The sequence below is a fragment of the Rhizobium sp. CAU 1783 genome, from assembly GCF_054551725.1.
Genome location: NZ_JBTOLM010000001.1, coordinates 203,573 through 219,286, shown reverse-complemented (window position 1 = coordinate 219,286; position 15,714 = coordinate 203,573). Strand labels below are relative to the sequence as shown.

The following is a 15,714-nucleotide window of genomic DNA, read 5'->3' as shown; positions in this document are numbered from 1 at the left end:
TCCGCCATGCCCACGCCCCGCAGTTTTACGCAATACTGGAGCCGATACTTGTCATATCGTTCTTGAGGAAGGTTTAATCCACTCGCAACAATCCGATCCACCATCGGCGTCGGACGATAAAAAGAGCCCTCGGCGAACAATCTTTTTGCGAACCGTTCGCAAAAAGATTGACAAGTGTGATTTCCGCTTTAGCTTTTAATGAGAATTATTCGCAAGAAGTCCTTTTGGAGCCATCCATGCTGATGCGTATCGCAGGCGTCCTGACCGCCGCGCTGGTGTTTTTGCCCCTTCCGCTCGCCGCGGCCGAGAAACCGAAGGTCATCACCACCTTCACCGTGATCGCCGATATTGCGGCCAACGTTGCCGGCGACCGTGCCGAGGTCAACAGCATCACCAAGCCCGGCGCCGAGATCCATAACTACCAGCCGACGCCGCGCGACATCCTGAAGGCAAGCGATGCCGACCTCGTCCTGTGGAACGGCCTCAATCTGGAACGCTGGTTCGAGAAGTTCCTCGCCAATCTCGGTTCGGTGCCGAGCGCGGTCATCAGCGACGGTATTCAGCCGATCAGCATCTCCGGGGGCGGCTATGACGGCAGGCCCAACCCGCATGCCTGGATGTCGCCCGACAATGCGCTGATCTATGTCGAGAACATCCGCAAGGCCCTGAGCGGCATCGATCCGGAAAACGCTAAGGCCTATGCAGCGAATGCCAAGGCCTATTCCGACAAGATCCGCGCCGAGATCGAGCCCATGAAGGCACAGATTGCGGCACTCCCCGCCGAGAAACGCTGGCTCGTCACCAGCGAAGGCGCCTTTTCCTATCTCGCCCGCGATCTCGGGCTGAAGGAACTGTTCCTCTGGCCGGTCAATGCCGACGCCCAGGGCACGCCCCAGCAGGTGCGCGCGGTCATTGACGCCATGCGTGAGCATCAGGTCCACGTGATCTTTTCCGAGAGTACCGTCTCCGACAAGCCGGCCCGGCAGGTCGCCGAGGAAACCGGCGCGGCCTATGGCGGTGTGCTCTATGTCGACAGCCTGAGCGAGGCGGATGGTTCCGTGCCGACCTATCTGGAGCTTCTGAAGACGACGGTTTCGACCATCGCGCAAGGACTGGCAAAATGATCATGGGCTCTTCCGGAAAACCGAAGACCGACGGGATTTCCGCCCGCGACGTGACGGTCACCTACCGCAACGGCCTGACGGCGCTGCGCCATGCCAGCTTCGCCATCCCGAAGGGAACCATTACTGCGCTGGTCGGCGTCAACGGCGCCGGAAAATCGACCCTCTTCAAGGCGATCATGGGCTTCGTGCCCCTCGCAGACGGCGAGATCTCCGTGCTTGGCATGAGTGTCCGCCAGGCGCTGCGACAGAACCTGATCGCCTACGTGCCTCAGGCCGAGGAGGTCGACTGGAACTTCCCCGTTCTGGTCGAGGACGTGGTGATGATGGGCCGCTACGGGCACATGAACTTCCTGCGCATCCCGACGCGCCGCGACCATGAAAAGGTCGAGGAGGCGCTTGCCCGGGTCGGCATGCGCGACTACCGCAAGCGCCAGATCGGCGAACTCTCCGGCGGCCAGCGCAAGCGCGTCTTCCTCGCCCGGGCGCTCGCCCAGGAAGGTCAGGTCATCCTGCTCGATGAGCCCTTCACCGGAGTCGACGTAACGACCGAGGAACAGATCATCGCGCTGATGCGGGACCTCCGTGCCGAGGGCCGCGTCATGCTGGTATCAACCCACAATCTCGGCAGCGTGCCGGATTTCTGCGACCGGACGATCTTCGTCAAGGGAACGGTGATCGCCTCGGGCCCGACGGAAGACACCTTCACCGAGGAAAACCTGAAGACCGCCTTCGGCGGCGCCCTTCGTCATTTCGTTCTCGGCGGCACCGACCTGCACGACGATGCGGACGCCCGCCAACTCAAGGTCATCACCGACGACGAGCGCCCCTTCGTCATCTACGGCAAGCCGCAACCGGAAAAAGCCGATGACCAGTCTCCTGCTTGAGCCCTTCACCTACGACTACATGCGCAACGCTATCCTGGTGAGTGCGCTCGTCGGCGGCGTTTGCGGCTTCCTGTCGTCCTACCTGATGCTGAAGGGCTGGTCGCTGATCGGCGACGCGCTCTCGCATGCGATCGTCCCCGGCGTCGCCGGCGCCTACATGATCGGCCTGCCCTTTGCCTTCGGCGCCTTCATCTCCGGCGGACTGGCCGCCGCTGCCATGCTCTTCCTCAACCAGCGCACCCGACTCAAGGAAGACGCCATCATCGGGCTCATCTTCACGTCCTTCTTCGGCCTCGGCCTTTTCATGGTTTCGCTGTCTCCGGTCTCGGTGAACATCCAGACCATCGTGCTCGGCAACATCCTCGCGATCACGCCCGCAGACACCCTGCAGCTCGTCATCATCGGCGGCGTCAGCCTCGTGGTGCTGACGGCCAAGTGGAAGGATTTCATGGTCGCCTTCTTCGACGAGAACCATGCCCGCTCAATAGGCTTGAGACCTGACCTTCTCAAGGTAATCTTCTTCACCCTGCTCGCCGGCTCGACGGTCGCCGCGCTCCAGACCGTCGGCGCTTTTCTCGTCGTCGCCATGGTGGTCACGCCCGGTGCCACCGCCTATCTGCTTACCGACCGCTTCCAGCGCCTGATCGTCATGGCCTTCCTGATCGGTGCGGCGACGAGCTTCGTCGGCGCCTATCTGAGCTATTTCCTCGACGGCGCGACCGGCGGCGTGATCGTCGTGCTGCAGACCGCCCTCTTCCTCGTCGCTTTCGTCTTCGCGCCGAAGCACGGGATCCTTGCGGCTCGTCGCCGCGCGGCCGCGGCCCTGGAGGCAGCCCCGTGAGCGAAACGACCGAACTCCTGCTGCTCCCCTTCCAGCTGCCCTTCATGCAATCGGCTTTCGCGGTCACGCTGATGATCGCCGTGCCGATGGCGCTGCTCTCCTGTTTCCTCGTGCTGAAGGGCTGGTCGCTGATGGGCGACGCGGTCTCCCATGCCGTGCTGCCGGGTGTGGTCGTCGCCTACATGCTCGGACTGCCGCTGGCCGTCGGCGCCTTTGTTGCCGGCATGATCTGCGCGCTGGCGACCGGCTACGTGAAGGAAAATAGCCGCATCAAGGAAGACACGGTGCTCGGAATCGTCTTTTCCGGCATGTTCGGTCTCGGCCTCGTGCTCTATGTGAAGGTCCAGGCGGACGTTCATCTGGACCATATCCTGTTTGGCGACATGCTCGGCATCCTGCCGCTCGACTTGCTCGAAACCGGGCTGATCGCGCTTGCGGCGACCGCCTTTCTCATCGTCCTGCGCAAGGATCTGCTTGCCCATGCCTTCGATCCGCAGCATGCCCGCGCCATCGGCCTTCCGGTCCGCCTGCTGCACTACGGCCAGCTCGCCGTGCTCTCCCTGACGGTGGTCGGCGCACTCAAGGCCGTCGGCATCATTCTATCGGTTGCAATGCTCGTTGCCCCCGGTTCGATCGCTTTCCTGATCACCCGGCGGTTCCAGACCATGCTGTTGACGGCGGTCGGTGTCGCGGGGACCGCGACCGTAGCAGGCATCTACCTGAGCTTCCTGATCGACAGCGCCCCTGCCCCGACCATCGTGCTGTTGATGACAGGCATGTTCGTCCTCGCATTCCTGCGCACGGTCCTCAAGTCCCGCAGCACGTCGGCACAGACCACCGGAAGCTGAGAAGGACTTGCCTTAAGTCAATTCACAATCGTGGCGCTTCCTGTAGGGTCGCGTTCAGGAATTGACGATGAGGAGCAAGACGTGACCGCACTGAAACTTCTGGCGAAGCCGAACCGCCACCTGTTTTTCACCGGCAAGGGCGGTGTCGGCAAGACCTCGATCAGTTGCGCGACCGCGATCGCGCTCGCCGACAAGGGACTGTCGGTTCTTCTGGTCAGCACCGACCCGGCCTCAAATCTCGACGAAATGCTCGGCGTGCCGCTCGGCAGTGATCCGAAACCGATCCCCGGTGTCCCCGGTCTTTTTGCCATGAACATCGATCCGGAGACCGCGGCGGAAGACTATCGTCGGCGCGTGCTCGACCAGATGGATCCGTCGGCCACGGACAAGGAGAAGGCGACGGTCCGCGAACAGTTGTCCGGCGCCTGCACGACGGAAATCGCCGCCTTCGACGAGTTCGTCGGACTACTTGCGGACGAGAATCCGCAATTCGACCATATCATCTTCGACACCGCACCGACCGGCCACACCTTGCGCCTGCTCAGCCTGCCGAAAGCCTGGACCGGCTTCCTGGAGGCCAACGAACGCGGCGCCTCGTGCCTCGGGCCGCATTCCGGCCTGAAGATGCAGGAGCAGCGTTTCCGCGAGGCGTTGGAATGCCTGGGCGACCCAGCCCGCACAACCATCGTGCTGGTGACCCGCGCCGAACGTGGCGCAATCCGCGAAGCCGCCCGCACCGCCGGCGAACTGCACGAACTCGGCCTCTCCAACCAGATGCTGGTGGTCAACGGCCGCTTCACGCCGTCCGACACGTCGGATCGGGTCGCAACCGCCTTTGCCGCCGAACAGACGCAGGCGCTCACGGCACTCCCGGCCGGGCTTGCCGGCCTCCCGCGCGACGAGGTGGCGCTACAGCCCTTCGACATGGTTGGTCTCGCGGCCCTGCGCGCGCTTCTTGCGCCATCTCGCACCGTCGCGCAGACGGCCGTGGGCGTGCATTCTGCTATCCCGGACCTGCCGCATCTTTCGGCGCTCATCGATGATGTCGAGGCCGGCGGCAAGGGCCTTGTCATGGTGATGGGCAAGGGCGGCGTCGGCAAGACGACCATCGCAGCCGCCGTGGCGGTAGGGCTCGCCGCCCGTGGCCACTCTGTCCACCTGACCACGACCGATCCCGCGGCCCACCTGTCCTTCGTTGTCGGGTCAGAAGCCATGCCGGGCCTGACCGTCGACCGCATCGATCCCGAAGCCGAGACTGCCCGCTATATCGAAAAGATCATGACGACCAAGGGCCGTGATCTCGACGAGGACGGTAAGGCTTTGCTGCGCGAGGACCTCGCCTCGCCCTGCACCGAGGAGGTCGCCGTCTTCCACGCCTTTTCTCGCGTCGTCGGCGAGGCGCGAAGCAGCTTCGTCGTCATCGACACCGCCCCGACCGGCCACACGCTGCTGCTACTCGATGCGACCGGCGCCTACCACCGCCAGATGACCCGCCACCTCGATGAAAGCGCGCCGGGCCGGATGGTCACGCCACTGATGCGCCTCCAGGATCCGGCCTATACGCGCGTCGTGCTCGTCACTCTGCCGGAGACCACACCGGTTTCCGAAGCCGGCGCCCTTCAGGACGATCTGCGCCGGGCCGGCATCGAGCCCTACGGCTGGGTGATCAACAAGTCGATGGCGATCACCGGCACCACCGATCCGCTTCTCGCCGCCCGCATCAAGGGCGAGGCGATCCAGATCGAACGCGTGAAACGTGATTTCGCCAGCCGGGTCTACGGCCTGGACTTCCGCGCCGTTGCCCCGGTCGGCCTCGACGAACTGCGCGACATCGCCACCCGCAGTTAGGACACGTGCCCCCGCCGGTTACATCGCCGGCGGGGCCGCAGGTTCAGAAGCGGATATCCAGCCGTCCCTTGAGCTGCTGCTGCCAGTCGCCGGCGCCTGCCTGGCCGGCATAGGAAAGGCCGACAGTCGCATTTTCCCGGATGGAGAAGGAAAGACCCGCCTCCATCACCGCGACGTCGGAAGCGATCGGAACGCCCTCTACCGTGAAACTGTCGCTTCCGGCAAAGGCATGCCGAACGCTCGCCGTCCCGTCGCCGAAATCATGACGCCAGCCGAGCATGCCCTGGAACAGGGCCGCGGTTCCGCCGATCTCCACGGCCCTTTCGCCGCGCAGGCCGAACGTGCCGTAAGTCGTCGCATAGCTACCCGCCCCTCCGGAAAGCGCGGATACGCCGCCGCTCTCGGAATAACCGTCGCTCTGCAGATGGACATAGGCCAATCCGGCAAACGGCGAGATCCGCCCGAAGCCGGTTTCGACGTCGTAGCTTGCCTCTCCAAACAACTGTGCGGTCGCAGCGTCATAGCCCGCTTCGTTGCTGTCGGCGAGGCTGCCAAAATCGACGGTCCGCTCTGTATTCAGCCGATGCCAGGTATAGGCTGCGCCGAAACGAAGATCGACCGGACCGAAAGAACGGCCACCATAGGCACCCAGCGTGTTGTTGTCCGACGTCCCGGAGGACGAACGGGAATCGACATCGAAGGCGGTACGGCTGTAGCTTGCGGCAAGACCGATGCGCCAGTCGTCGGCGAAGATCCCGTCCACGCCACCGGAAAAACCACCCGTCCCGTAGGCCAGCGACCCGGCATTGCCGTCGCTTTCCGATCGTGCCCACGCACCATAAGCGGAGGTCCAGAAACCGTAACCCTGATGATCCCCGTCGAGCAGTCGCGCATTGAAGGCATCGCGGACGAAATGGCTGTCGTCGACCAGCATCGCTTTGGCCGAGGCATGAACATCGCCGGCAAGGTCGTCGAAAGCGCCGGGCACAGCGGCAGCGCCAAGTCCGGACACCGCATTGTAGAGCGCGTCGGAGGTCGAAAGTGTCTCCAGCGCACCAGCGACGGCCAACTGGTTGTCCGTCTCGGCAAAGCTCGTAAAGCTCACACCGTTACGCAGAAGCGTCAGATAGACGTCATTTGCACCGTAGCTCAAGGTCGCATCAAGGAAGGCGAAACTGTCAGTCAGGGTTCCGAAGGTGCCGGTGACCCCGCCGGCGGCCGTCAGGATCGTGTACACGGTACCGGACGTATAGGAGGTCCCGTCGTCGGTGCCGTTGACCGGCCCGACGTTGACGCTCGCACCACTGTCAATCGTGGCGATGCCGGATGCATTGATCAGATCGCTCGCGCCCGCATCGTTGACTTCCACCGAATAGATCGACCCGGCAGCGAAGGTGATGTTCGCCACATTGATCGTGCCGATGGAATTGCCCGGCGCAACCGTGCCGCCGCTCGCGACGGCGACATTGCCGAGCGTGCCGTTGCCGCCCAGCGTCGCGCCACTCAGGACGTCGGCGACGACGGAAAGGGTCGACGTGTTGACCGAGACATAACCGCCAGCGATCGACAACGCGCCCGTGAAACCGGTGTAATCACCAGTCAGCTTGGTCGTTCCGGACAGGAAGGAAAGCGTCCCGTCCCCTATCACCGTGGAGCCGAAGATGTAATCGCTGGCCGTATGATTGAACACGATCTCGCCAGTGCCATCGCCGAAAGTCACGGTCGACGCTGTGACGGTGCCGGCCGTCGCCGCGGTGCTGCCTGCGGCGGCGCCGACGTTCAGGACACCACTCGACGAGGCTTCGTCGGCGATCACGATACGCCCTGCCGATACCGTCGCACCATTGGATACGGTCAGGCTGCCGTCACCCTCGATGCCGATCGACAGGCGATCATCGATCGTCAGATTGGAGCCGGTACCCGATACGAGCACCGTGCCGTCAGATCCGGCTTCGTTTGCAATGTGGAGGCGATTGCCGACCACGGATCCCCCCGCCAGGACCGAAAGATTGCCAGTACCGAAGCGTCCGACATTAAGGTCGCCGGAGTAGAGGACCATCGGATCGACGATCGCCGACCACGTGGACCCTGTACCGGTGACAGTCATGGTGCCGATGGAACCGCTGAGGTCCCCCAAGATCCCCTGCAGCGCGCTGATCTTACCGCCGGCGGAAATCGTCACCGTGCCTTCGGCCCCGGTGTTATGACCGACAAAAAATGCGTTGCTCATCTCCCACGACGATCCCGCTCCGGTCACCGTCGCTTCGCTGTCGGAACCGTTCTCGGTACCCACATAGCCGAGTGTGCTCGTGACGACGCCGCCGTCGGCAATGGTGAGGAAACCATCGCCGAGATTGCCGACATAGAGCGTGTCGGTGTTGTCCCAGCGACTGCCGGAACCGGTGACCGTGGCCGTCCCGCTCGCCGACGCATTCCAGCCAAGGATGGCTCCGTCCGAATCGACCGTGCCGCCGTTGCGGATGGTCAACTCTCCCTCACCATCGTAACCGACACCAATGCGATCGACGATGTCGAGCGTCGCGTCGTCGACATTGATCGTCCCGCGCCCCGTGCCTGTGCTGCCGAGATAGGCAGCGTCGACATCGACATCGCCGCCGTCGAGGATCTCCAGCGTGCCTTCCCCGACCGCGCCAAGAAGGAGATCGCCAAGGACATTCCATCGGCTCGCGGTTCCGCTGGCACTTCCACTCACCGTGACAAAGCTGCCCGAAGCAGCCGCAGAGTTGGCCACCGCTGCACTGCCGGCTTCGACATAACCGCCATTGGTGATCTCGAGTGTGCCGAGGCTGCCGCCGCCGACGAGAAGATGATTGGCCGTGTCCCAGGTCGATCCGGCTCCGTCTACCACGGCGCTGCCGTGGGTGTTGGTGCCGTTGGAGATCACGCTGTTGGCGCTTGTGACATCCGACCCGGAGAGAACATTGAGATAGCCGGTTGCCCCGGATACGCCATCCCCGCCGAAACCGACATAGAGATAGCCGGACGAGGATAGCTGAGAGCCGTTCTCCAGCGTGACCGTACCGGTCGAGGTAGGTCCGCTGCCGATGTAGAGCGCACCCGTGCTGACCGACGCGCCGCCGAGAATGCTGATCAAACCCTCACCGGCATTACCGACGTAGATGTCACCGGAGTTGATCCAGGCATTGCCCGCGCCGTTGATGGTCAGCGCCCCGCTCGAGCCGGCACTCCAGCCGAACGTCGCCGAGGTCGAATTGAGATCGTCGTTGACGGTAAGGTCCCCGGTCGAACCCAAGCCGATCAGGAGATTGCCCACATATCCGGTCGCGTTGTCGAGGATGACACCCGAGTTGTCGATTCGGCCCTCGTCACCTGCCCCAGGGGTATGATTGTACCATTCCCAGTTGCCATCGTTGAACCAGTCGTTGTTGACGGCACCCGTCCACTTCACTTGGTCCGCTCCCGCAGCTCCCGAGAGCCCGGCGGCCACACACAAGGCCAGAACACTGGTCGAAGATAGCCGGCGCAGGCGGGCATGACGGGCGGATTTCACAGGCAAACCTCCCCGAAGCGTCAATCCGCAGGGGAACAAAATATCCGCCTAAATCAACAACTTCGAATATATAAACAGAATCTTACCACCCCTTTCTGGACAACGCCTCGCACCGGGTCAACGAAGCCGTGAAAGAAAATGAAACTATGACCTAAATTGGTCTTAGCGGCTTTAGGCGATGCGCAAGTTTCATTTGTCGGAGGCAGCAATTGCCGCATTCCGCCGTGCCAGCACATTTTCGCGCCATACAGTGAAAAGCCCCGCCCCGACGACGATGACCGCGCCGATCACCATATTGGCCTTCAGCGTTTCCCCGAAGACGATCACCGCGATGCCGGAAGCGAGAACGAGCTGCAGGTAGGTGATCGGCTGGACCGCGACGGCGTGGAGATTGTCATAAGCCTTGATCAACAGGAAATGGCCAGCGATCCCGGTGCAGCAAAGCAGGATCATCCACTTCCAGTCGGAAGGCGAAAGCGGTGTCCAGAAGAAGGGTCCGGCGATCGAGAGCGCGACGGCTCCGACGGTGCCGATGTAGAAGAAGCTGGTCATAGGGCCATCGACCCGGCTCACCAGCCGGGTCAGCAGGCCGTAAATCGCACCGATCACCGCCGTCGCGATCGGCAGAACGATCAAGGGGCTGAAATCACCGCCGCTCGGTGACAGGATCAGCAGCACGCCGCAGAGCCCGACACCGATCGCCGTCCACCGGCGCCAACCGACCTTCTCGCCGAGGATGGGCACCGAGAGCAGCGCGACGATCAGCGGACCGGAGGCGAAGATCGCCTGGGACTGCGCAAGGCCGACCAGGGCGAAGGCGGAAATGGCGATCGGGATCTGGATGGCGAGCAGCATGCCACGCGCGATCTGCAACAGCGGACGCCGCGTTGCAGCCGCCGCCTTCAGCCCGCCACGCGCCCGCATGGCCAGGAGGATCGCGAAGGCGGCAAAGGCCCAGTAGCGGAACATCGCCACCAGCACCGGCGGATAGGCCATGCCGAGATGTTTCGAAACCGCGTCCTGCACCGAGAAAATGATGAAGGCGAGGATGGCGAAGGCATAGCCGAGCGGCGTGGATTTCATGAAACCGGCAGACCGTGGAAGAGAGCGGAGAAGTGCCCTGCTCCGGGCACAAAGACACGAATCGATCGTATACGTCTCTTGTCATTTGCAAAGTCGGAACTTTGCACATCTGCCGTGCGGCGGGCGGGAGGATTGAAACCTCCGCACCGACCCATCCGGCAGTGCGTCCGCCGCTTGCCCTTCCGCCCCCGGCCGTGCTCTAACCGGCCATGGCCTTCACGCTTCGCCAATTGCAGTATTTCGTTGCCGTCGCCGAACAGGGATCGGTCACGCGCGCCGCACAGAACCTGTCGATCTCGCAGTCCTCGGTGACCGAAGCGATCAAGGAACTGGAGGGCGATCTCGGCGTCGAACTTTTCGACCGCCACCCACGCGGCCTGTCGATCACCCACAACGGCCACCAGTTCCTCCGCCATGCGACGAAGATCCTGGCGACCGTCTCCGACGCCCGAAACTCCTTCTCCGAAACCCAGGTGAAAGCTGGCGGCACCCTCAATATCGGCGTCACCTCGCTGGTCGCCGGCTACGTCCTGTCCGACCTGCTCGCGCGTTACCGGCGCGCCTGCCCGGGCGTCGAGGTCTCGGCCATCGAGGACAACGGCTCGTATCTTGAACACCTCTTGATCGGCGGCGAGCTCGACGTCGCCGTCATGGTCATTTCCAACCTCCGCGACCGCCTCGCGCTGCAGGCAGAGATCCTCGAAACCTCTCCCTATCGCCTGTGGCTACCCATGGGTCACCCGCTGGTCTCCGCCGACATCATCTCGGTCGCCGACATCGCCCGCGAACCGCTGATCATGCTGACGGTCGACGAAATCGAGGAGAACACCGGCAAGCTGCTCTCAGCGCTCGGCGCCCGCCCCCATGTCGCCTTTCGAACCCGTTCGGTGGAAGCGGTCCGCAGTCTCGTGGCAACCGGCGCCGGGGTCGCCCTTCTCCCGGATCTGGTCTACCGCCCGTGGTCGCTGGAAGGCGACCGCATCGAAAGCCGCGACGTCTCCGGCGCCCTTCCCGTCGTCCAGGTTGGCATGGTCTGGCGCAAGGGTTCGAGCCTGCCGCAATCGGCCCGGGACTTCGTCGGCATTGCGGAAGCGCTGAGAAGCGGGCGGGGACGGTAATTCAGGAATGATTGGAGTTTGCCCCTCACCCCGGACCGTCTCCCCGTCAGAACGGCGGTGAGGAATGGTCGGCGCAGCCGACGAAACGATCCGGTGAATCGTTTCGAATGACGAACGCCCTTAGCTTGAGCGAAGGGCCGGCCAAGGTGCCGGCAGGCGGATGAGGGGCAAATTCCGCTGCTTTCGGAAAAACCGATAACGACTTTCTGACAAATGAATTTGCGAATGCGGCCATTTCGCGTCACCTTTCCTGTCGGGAACAAACGCCGCGATAAGGCGGCCCCCAAACGGGAGAAATTGCCATGAAGAAATTTTTGCAGTCCTGCACCGCGATCACCGCCATCGTCAGCTTCGCGACGACCGCCGTCGCCCAGGAGCCCCTGAAAGAACTCGGCAAGGGTGAAGGCGCCCTCTCCATCGTCGCCTGGGCCGGCTACATCGAGCGCGGCGAAACCGACAAGAACTACGACTGGGTCACCAAGTTCGAAGCCGATACCGGCTGCAAGGTGACCGTCAAGACCGCCGCGACCTCCGACGAAATGGTCGCCCTGATGAACGAAGGCGGCTTCGACCTCGTCACCGCCTCGGGCGACGCCTCGCTGCGCCTCGTCGCCGGTAAGCGCGTCCAGCCGATCAACACCGACCTGATCCCCTCGTGGAAGACCATCGACGAGCGCCTGCAGAACGCACCGTGGCACACCAAGGACGGGGTCCATTACGGCACGCCCTATGTCTGGGGCCCGAACGTGCTGATGTACAACACCGAAGCCTTCAAGGACCAGGCGCCGACCAGCTGGAAGGTCGTCTTCGAGGAAATGACCCTGCCGGACGGCAAGTCCAACAAGGGCCGCGTCCAGGCCTATGACGGCCCGATCTACATCGCCGACGCCGCCCTCTACCTGATGAAGCACAAGCCCGAGCTCGGCATCAAGGATCCTTACGAGCTGAACGAAGACCAGTACAAGGCCGCCCTCGACCTGCTGCGCGGCCAGCGTCAGCTGGTCGGCCGCTACTGGCACGACGCCATGATCCAGATCGACGACTTCAAGAACGAAGGCGTCGTCGCTTCCGGTTCCTGGCCGTTCCAGGTCAACCTGATGAAGTCGGAAGGCGCCAAGATCGCCTCGACCTTCCCGGAAGAAGGCGTAACCGGCTGGGCCGACACCACCATGCTGCACGTCGACAGCGAGCACCCGAACTGCGCCTACATGTGGATGGAGCATTCGCTCTCGCCGAAGGTTCAGGGTGACGTCTCCGCATGGTTCGGCACCGTTCCGTCGGTACCGGCCGCCTGCAAGGGCAACGAGCTCTTCACCGACGAGGGCTGCACGACCAACGGTCTTGAGAACTTCGACAAGATCAAATTCTGGAAGACCCCGACCTCGAAGTGCGAAAGCCAGGGCGAGTGCGTACCTTACCACCGCTGGGTTTCCGACTACATCGGCGTCATCGGCGGCCGCTGATAAAACCATGTGAGAGGGCTCTGCCCCTCACCCTAGCCCTCTCCCCGCCAGCGGGGAGAGGGGACATGCCCCTAGCCGTCGCAATAACGCGCGACAATTTTTGATCCGTAAGGCCGGAAAGGTTCGGCCTTCTGCCCGCATGCGGGGAGAAGGCGCCGGCAGGCGGACGAGGGGCCATTCCAGCCATCCGGAGTACCCATGACCGCAGCCGTTGAATTCTCGAAGGTGTCGCGCCATTTCGGCGCCGTCAAAGCCGTCGACGCCGTCGACCTCAAGATCGCCCCGGGCGAGTTTTTCGCCATGCTCGGGCCGTCCGGCTCCGGCAAGACGACCTGCCTCCGGCTGATCGCCGGCTTCGAACAGCCGACCTCCGGTCATCTCGAGATCTTCGGCGAGACCGCCGAGGGAGTCCCGCCCTACCGCCGCAACGTCAACACGGTGTTCCAGGACTATGCGCTCTTCCCGCACCTGAACATCCTCGACAATGTCGCCTATGGCCTGATGGTCAAGGGTGTCGACAAGAGCGAGCGGCTGCAGCTTGCCGAACAGGCCCTCGAACTCGTCAAGCTGCCCGGCTACGGCGCCCGCAAGCCCGGCCAGCTCTCCGGCGGCCAGCGCCAGCGCGTGGCGCTCGCCCGCGCCCTCGTCAACAAGCCGAAGGTGCTGCTGCTCGACGAACCGCTCGGCGCGCTCGACCTCAAGCTGCGCGAGCAGATGCAGGAAGAACTGAAGACCCTGCAGCGGTCGCTCGGGATCACCTTCATCTTCGTCACCCACGACCAGGGGGAGGCCCTGTCGATGGCCGACCGCGTCGCCGTCTTCAACGACGGCAAGATCGTCCAGGCCGGCACGCCGGAAGAAATCTACAACCGGCCGAAGACCCGCTTCGTCGCCGATTTCGTCGGCTCCTCCAACGTCGTCGCCCCGGCAGACATGAAGAAACTCGGTGGCGAGGCGAAGTGGGCGAGCCTGCGCCCCGAAGCGATCCGCCTCGTCTCCGAAGGAGGCATTCCCGCAATCGTCCGCTCGAAAAGCTTCCTCGGCGCGGCGACCCGCCTTCATGTCTCGGCCGACAATATCGGTCTCTCCGTCATGGTCCCGGCCGGCCAGCCCGTCCCGGCCGTCGGCGACACCGTCCACCTGCTCTGGCAGCCGGGCGACCTTCACTACATGGACGACGCCGCATGAGCACCGTCGTCTCCACGTCGATCCTTCCGGCCCGCAGCGGCCTTCTCAGCCGATTGTCGGACCTGTTCTGGCGGCGCCCGAGCCTGCTGCTCGTCCTGATGCTGATCCCGCCACTGCTCTGGCTCGGTATCATCTACATCGGCTCGCTGATCGCGCTGCTGCTGCAGAGCTTCTTCTCGATCGACGAATTCTCCGGGATGGTCAATTACGAGTTCACGCTCGCCACCTATGGACAGCTGCTCAACCCGGCGAATTTCGACATCATCCTGCGCACCCTTCTGATGTCGATCGCAGTGACGCTCGCCTCGGCCGTGCTCGCCTTCCCGATCGCCTACTACGCGGCGCGCTACGCGACCGGCAAATGGAAGGCCTTCTTCTATCTGGGCGTCATGCTGCCGCTGTGGTCGAGCTATCTCGTCAAGGTCTATGCCTGGAAGCTGATCCTCGCCAAAGAAGGCATCCTGACCTGGGTCTTCGAAAAGCTGCACCTCACCTGGCTGCTTGACACCGTCCTGGCGACCCCGGTGATCGGCGGAAACTCGCTGTCGATCAGCTATATCGGCACCTTCCTGGTCTTCGTCTATGTCTGGCTGCCCTACATGATCCTGCCAACCCAGGCGGCCCTCGAGCGCGTGCCCGGAAACCTCATCGAAGCCTCCGCCGATCTCGGCGCGCGCCCGGGCCAGACGTTCCGCAATGTGCTGCTGCCGCTGGCGCTGCCGGGCATCATCGCCGGCTCGATCTTCACCTTCTCGCTGACGCTCGGCGACTACATCATTCCGCAGATCGTCGGCTCCTCGCGCCTCTTCATCGGCCAGGCCGTCTATGCCCAGCAGGGAACCGCCGGCAACGTGCCGCTCGCCGCCGCTTTCTCGATCGTCCCGATCGTCATCATGGGCATCTATCTCTGGATCGCCAAACGCATGGGGGCCTTCGATGCGCTCTGACCGCTCCACCGGCGCCACCTGGCCGCTCAAGATCGCAGCCGCAGGCGGGCTCCTTTTCCTCCACCTGCCGATCCTGCTGATCTTCGTCTACGCCTTCACGACAGAGGAGAAGAGCTTCCAGTGGCCGCCGCCGGGCTTCACCACCAAGTGGTTCGCCGTCGCCTGGAACCGTCCCGACGTGTGGGAAGCACTGGTGCTGTCGACCAAGGTCGCCGCGATCGCCACCGTGGTCGCGCTCGTCCTCGGCACGCTCGCCGCCGCCGCGGTTGCACGTACCAAGTTCTTCGGCCGGGAGGCGATCTCGCTGCTCGTCATCCTGCCGATCGCCCTTCCGGGCATCATCACCGGTATCGCGCTGCGCTCCGCCTTCTCGCTCGCCGAGATCCCCTATTCCATGTGGACGATCATCCTCGGCCACGGCACCTTCTGCGTGGTCGTCGTCTACAACAACGCGGTCGCCCGCTTCCGCCGCACCTCCGGCTCGCTGATCGAGGCCTCGATGGACCTCGGCGCCGACGGCTTCCAGACCTTCCGCTACGTGGTGCTGCCGAACATCGCGACGGCACTGCTCGCCGGCGGCATGCTCGCGTTTGCGCTGTCCTTCGACGAGGTCATCGTCACCACCTTCACCGGCGGCCAGCAGGCAACCCTGCCGATCTGGATGCTCGAGGAGCTGATCCGCCCGCGCCAGCGCCCGGTCACCAACGTCGTCGCCATGCTGGTGGTGATGGTCACCTTCCTGCCGATCCTCGGCGCCTATTACCTGACCCGCGATACCGACACCGTCGCGGGCAGCGGAAAATGAACCCCGTCCGGACCGCGGCGATGATCCGCAGGC

The 15,714-nt window shown here is 63.6% G+C and carries 13 protein-coding genes; 10 read left to right on the top strand and 3 right to left on the bottom strand.

The annotated features are described in order from the left end of the window. The first annotated feature begins 236 nt into the window (after window positions 1-236). The 5 genes from ACX93L_RS00930 to arsA all read left to right on the top strand — a co-directional run bounded on the left by ACX93L_RS00930 (window position 237) and on the right by arsA (window position 5,545). Entirely contained in the window at window positions 237-1,124 is an 888-nt protein-coding gene (locus ACX93L_RS00930; RefSeq protein WP_459403104.1) for a metal ABC transporter substrate-binding protein, read from the top strand. Continuing rightward, entirely contained in the window at window positions 1,121-2,008 is an 888-nt protein-coding gene (locus tag ACX93L_RS00925; RefSeq protein ID WP_459403103.1) for a manganese/iron ABC transporter ATP-binding protein, read from the top strand. Before ACX93L_RS00930 ends, ACX93L_RS00925 begins: the two co-directional genes overlap by 4 nt. Beyond that, entirely contained in the window at window positions 1,989-2,849 is an 861-nt protein-coding gene (locus ACX93L_RS00920; protein ID WP_459403102.1) for a metal ABC transporter permease, read from the top strand. The genes ACX93L_RS00925 and ACX93L_RS00920 overlap by 20 nt, the downstream gene beginning before the upstream one ends. After that, window positions 2,846-3,697 (top strand): metal ABC transporter permease, encoded by an 852-nt coding sequence (locus tag ACX93L_RS00915; RefSeq protein WP_459403101.1) that lies wholly within the window; start codon window positions 2,846-2,848, stop codon window positions 3,695-3,697. The genes ACX93L_RS00920 and ACX93L_RS00915 overlap by 4 nt, the downstream gene beginning before the upstream one ends. A gap of 81 nt (window positions 3,698-3,778) precedes the next feature. Continuing rightward, the gene (gene arsA / locus ACX93L_RS00910; protein WP_459403100.1) at window positions 3,779-5,545 is read left to right on the top strand and encodes an arsenical pump-driving ATPase; all 1,767 of its coding nucleotides are present in this window, start codon (window positions 3,779-3,781) and stop codon (window positions 5,543-5,545) included. Window positions 5,546-5,588: 43 nt separating this feature from the next. On the opposite strand, the gene ACX93L_RS00905 is transcribed toward arsA, so the two are convergent. Continuing rightward, window positions 5,589-8,975, bottom strand: a complete 3,387-nt coding sequence (locus ACX93L_RS00905) for an autotransporter domain-containing protein (protein WP_459403099.1) — start codon at window positions 8,973-8,975, stop codon at window positions 5,589-5,591. Window positions 8,976-9,266: 291 nt separating this feature from the next. Next, window positions 9,267-10,160, bottom strand: coding sequence for a DMT family transporter (locus ACX93L_RS00900; RefSeq protein ID WP_459403098.1), 894 nt, complete (start codon window positions 10,158-10,160; stop codon window positions 9,267-9,269). A 209-nt stretch (window positions 10,161-10,369) separates the two neighbouring features. Between ACX93L_RS00900 and ACX93L_RS00895 the strand changes: the two genes are divergently transcribed. Beyond that, the gene (locus ACX93L_RS00895) at window positions 10,370-11,278 is read left to right on the top strand and encodes a LysR family transcriptional regulator (RefSeq protein ID WP_459403097.1); all 909 of its coding nucleotides are present in this window, start codon (window positions 10,370-10,372) and stop codon (window positions 11,276-11,278) included. A 46-nt stretch (window positions 11,279-11,324) separates the two neighbouring features. Here the strand turns inward: ACX93L_RS00895 and ACX93L_RS00890 are convergent, their stop codons facing one another. Beyond that, complete coding sequence (locus ACX93L_RS00890; protein WP_459403096.1) at window positions 11,325-11,513, bottom strand: hypothetical protein; 189 nt, start codon at window positions 11,511-11,513, stop codon at window positions 11,325-11,327. A 67-nt stretch (window positions 11,514-11,580) separates the two neighbouring features. Here ACX93L_RS00890 and ACX93L_RS00885 point away from each other — a divergent pair, with 67 nt between their 5' ends. The 4 genes from ACX93L_RS00885 (at window position 11,581) to ACX93L_RS00870 (ending at window position 15,681) form a co-directional block, all read left to right on the top strand. Further along, window positions 11,581-12,741 carry an ABC transporter substrate-binding protein gene (locus tag ACX93L_RS00885; RefSeq protein WP_459403095.1) on the top strand — a complete coding sequence of 387 codons (1,161 nt, stop codon included), beginning with the start codon at window positions 11,581-11,583 and terminating at the stop codon, window positions 12,739-12,741. A 198-nt stretch (window positions 12,742-12,939) separates the two neighbouring features. Further along, the gene (locus tag ACX93L_RS00880) at window positions 12,940-13,929 is read left to right on the top strand and encodes an ABC transporter ATP-binding protein (RefSeq protein ID WP_459403094.1); all 990 of its coding nucleotides are present in this window, start codon (window positions 12,940-12,942) and stop codon (window positions 13,927-13,929) included. Then, window positions 13,926-14,876, top strand: a complete 951-nt coding sequence (locus tag ACX93L_RS00875; protein WP_459403093.1) for an ABC transporter permease — start codon at window positions 13,926-13,928, stop codon at window positions 14,874-14,876. The genes ACX93L_RS00880 and ACX93L_RS00875 overlap by 4 nt, the downstream gene beginning before the upstream one ends. After that, complete coding sequence (locus ACX93L_RS00870; RefSeq protein WP_459403092.1) at window positions 14,866-15,681, top strand: ABC transporter permease; 816 nt, start codon at window positions 14,866-14,868, stop codon at window positions 15,679-15,681. Before ACX93L_RS00875 ends, ACX93L_RS00870 begins: the two co-directional genes overlap by 11 nt. Window positions 15,682-15,714 lie beyond the last annotated feature (33 nt).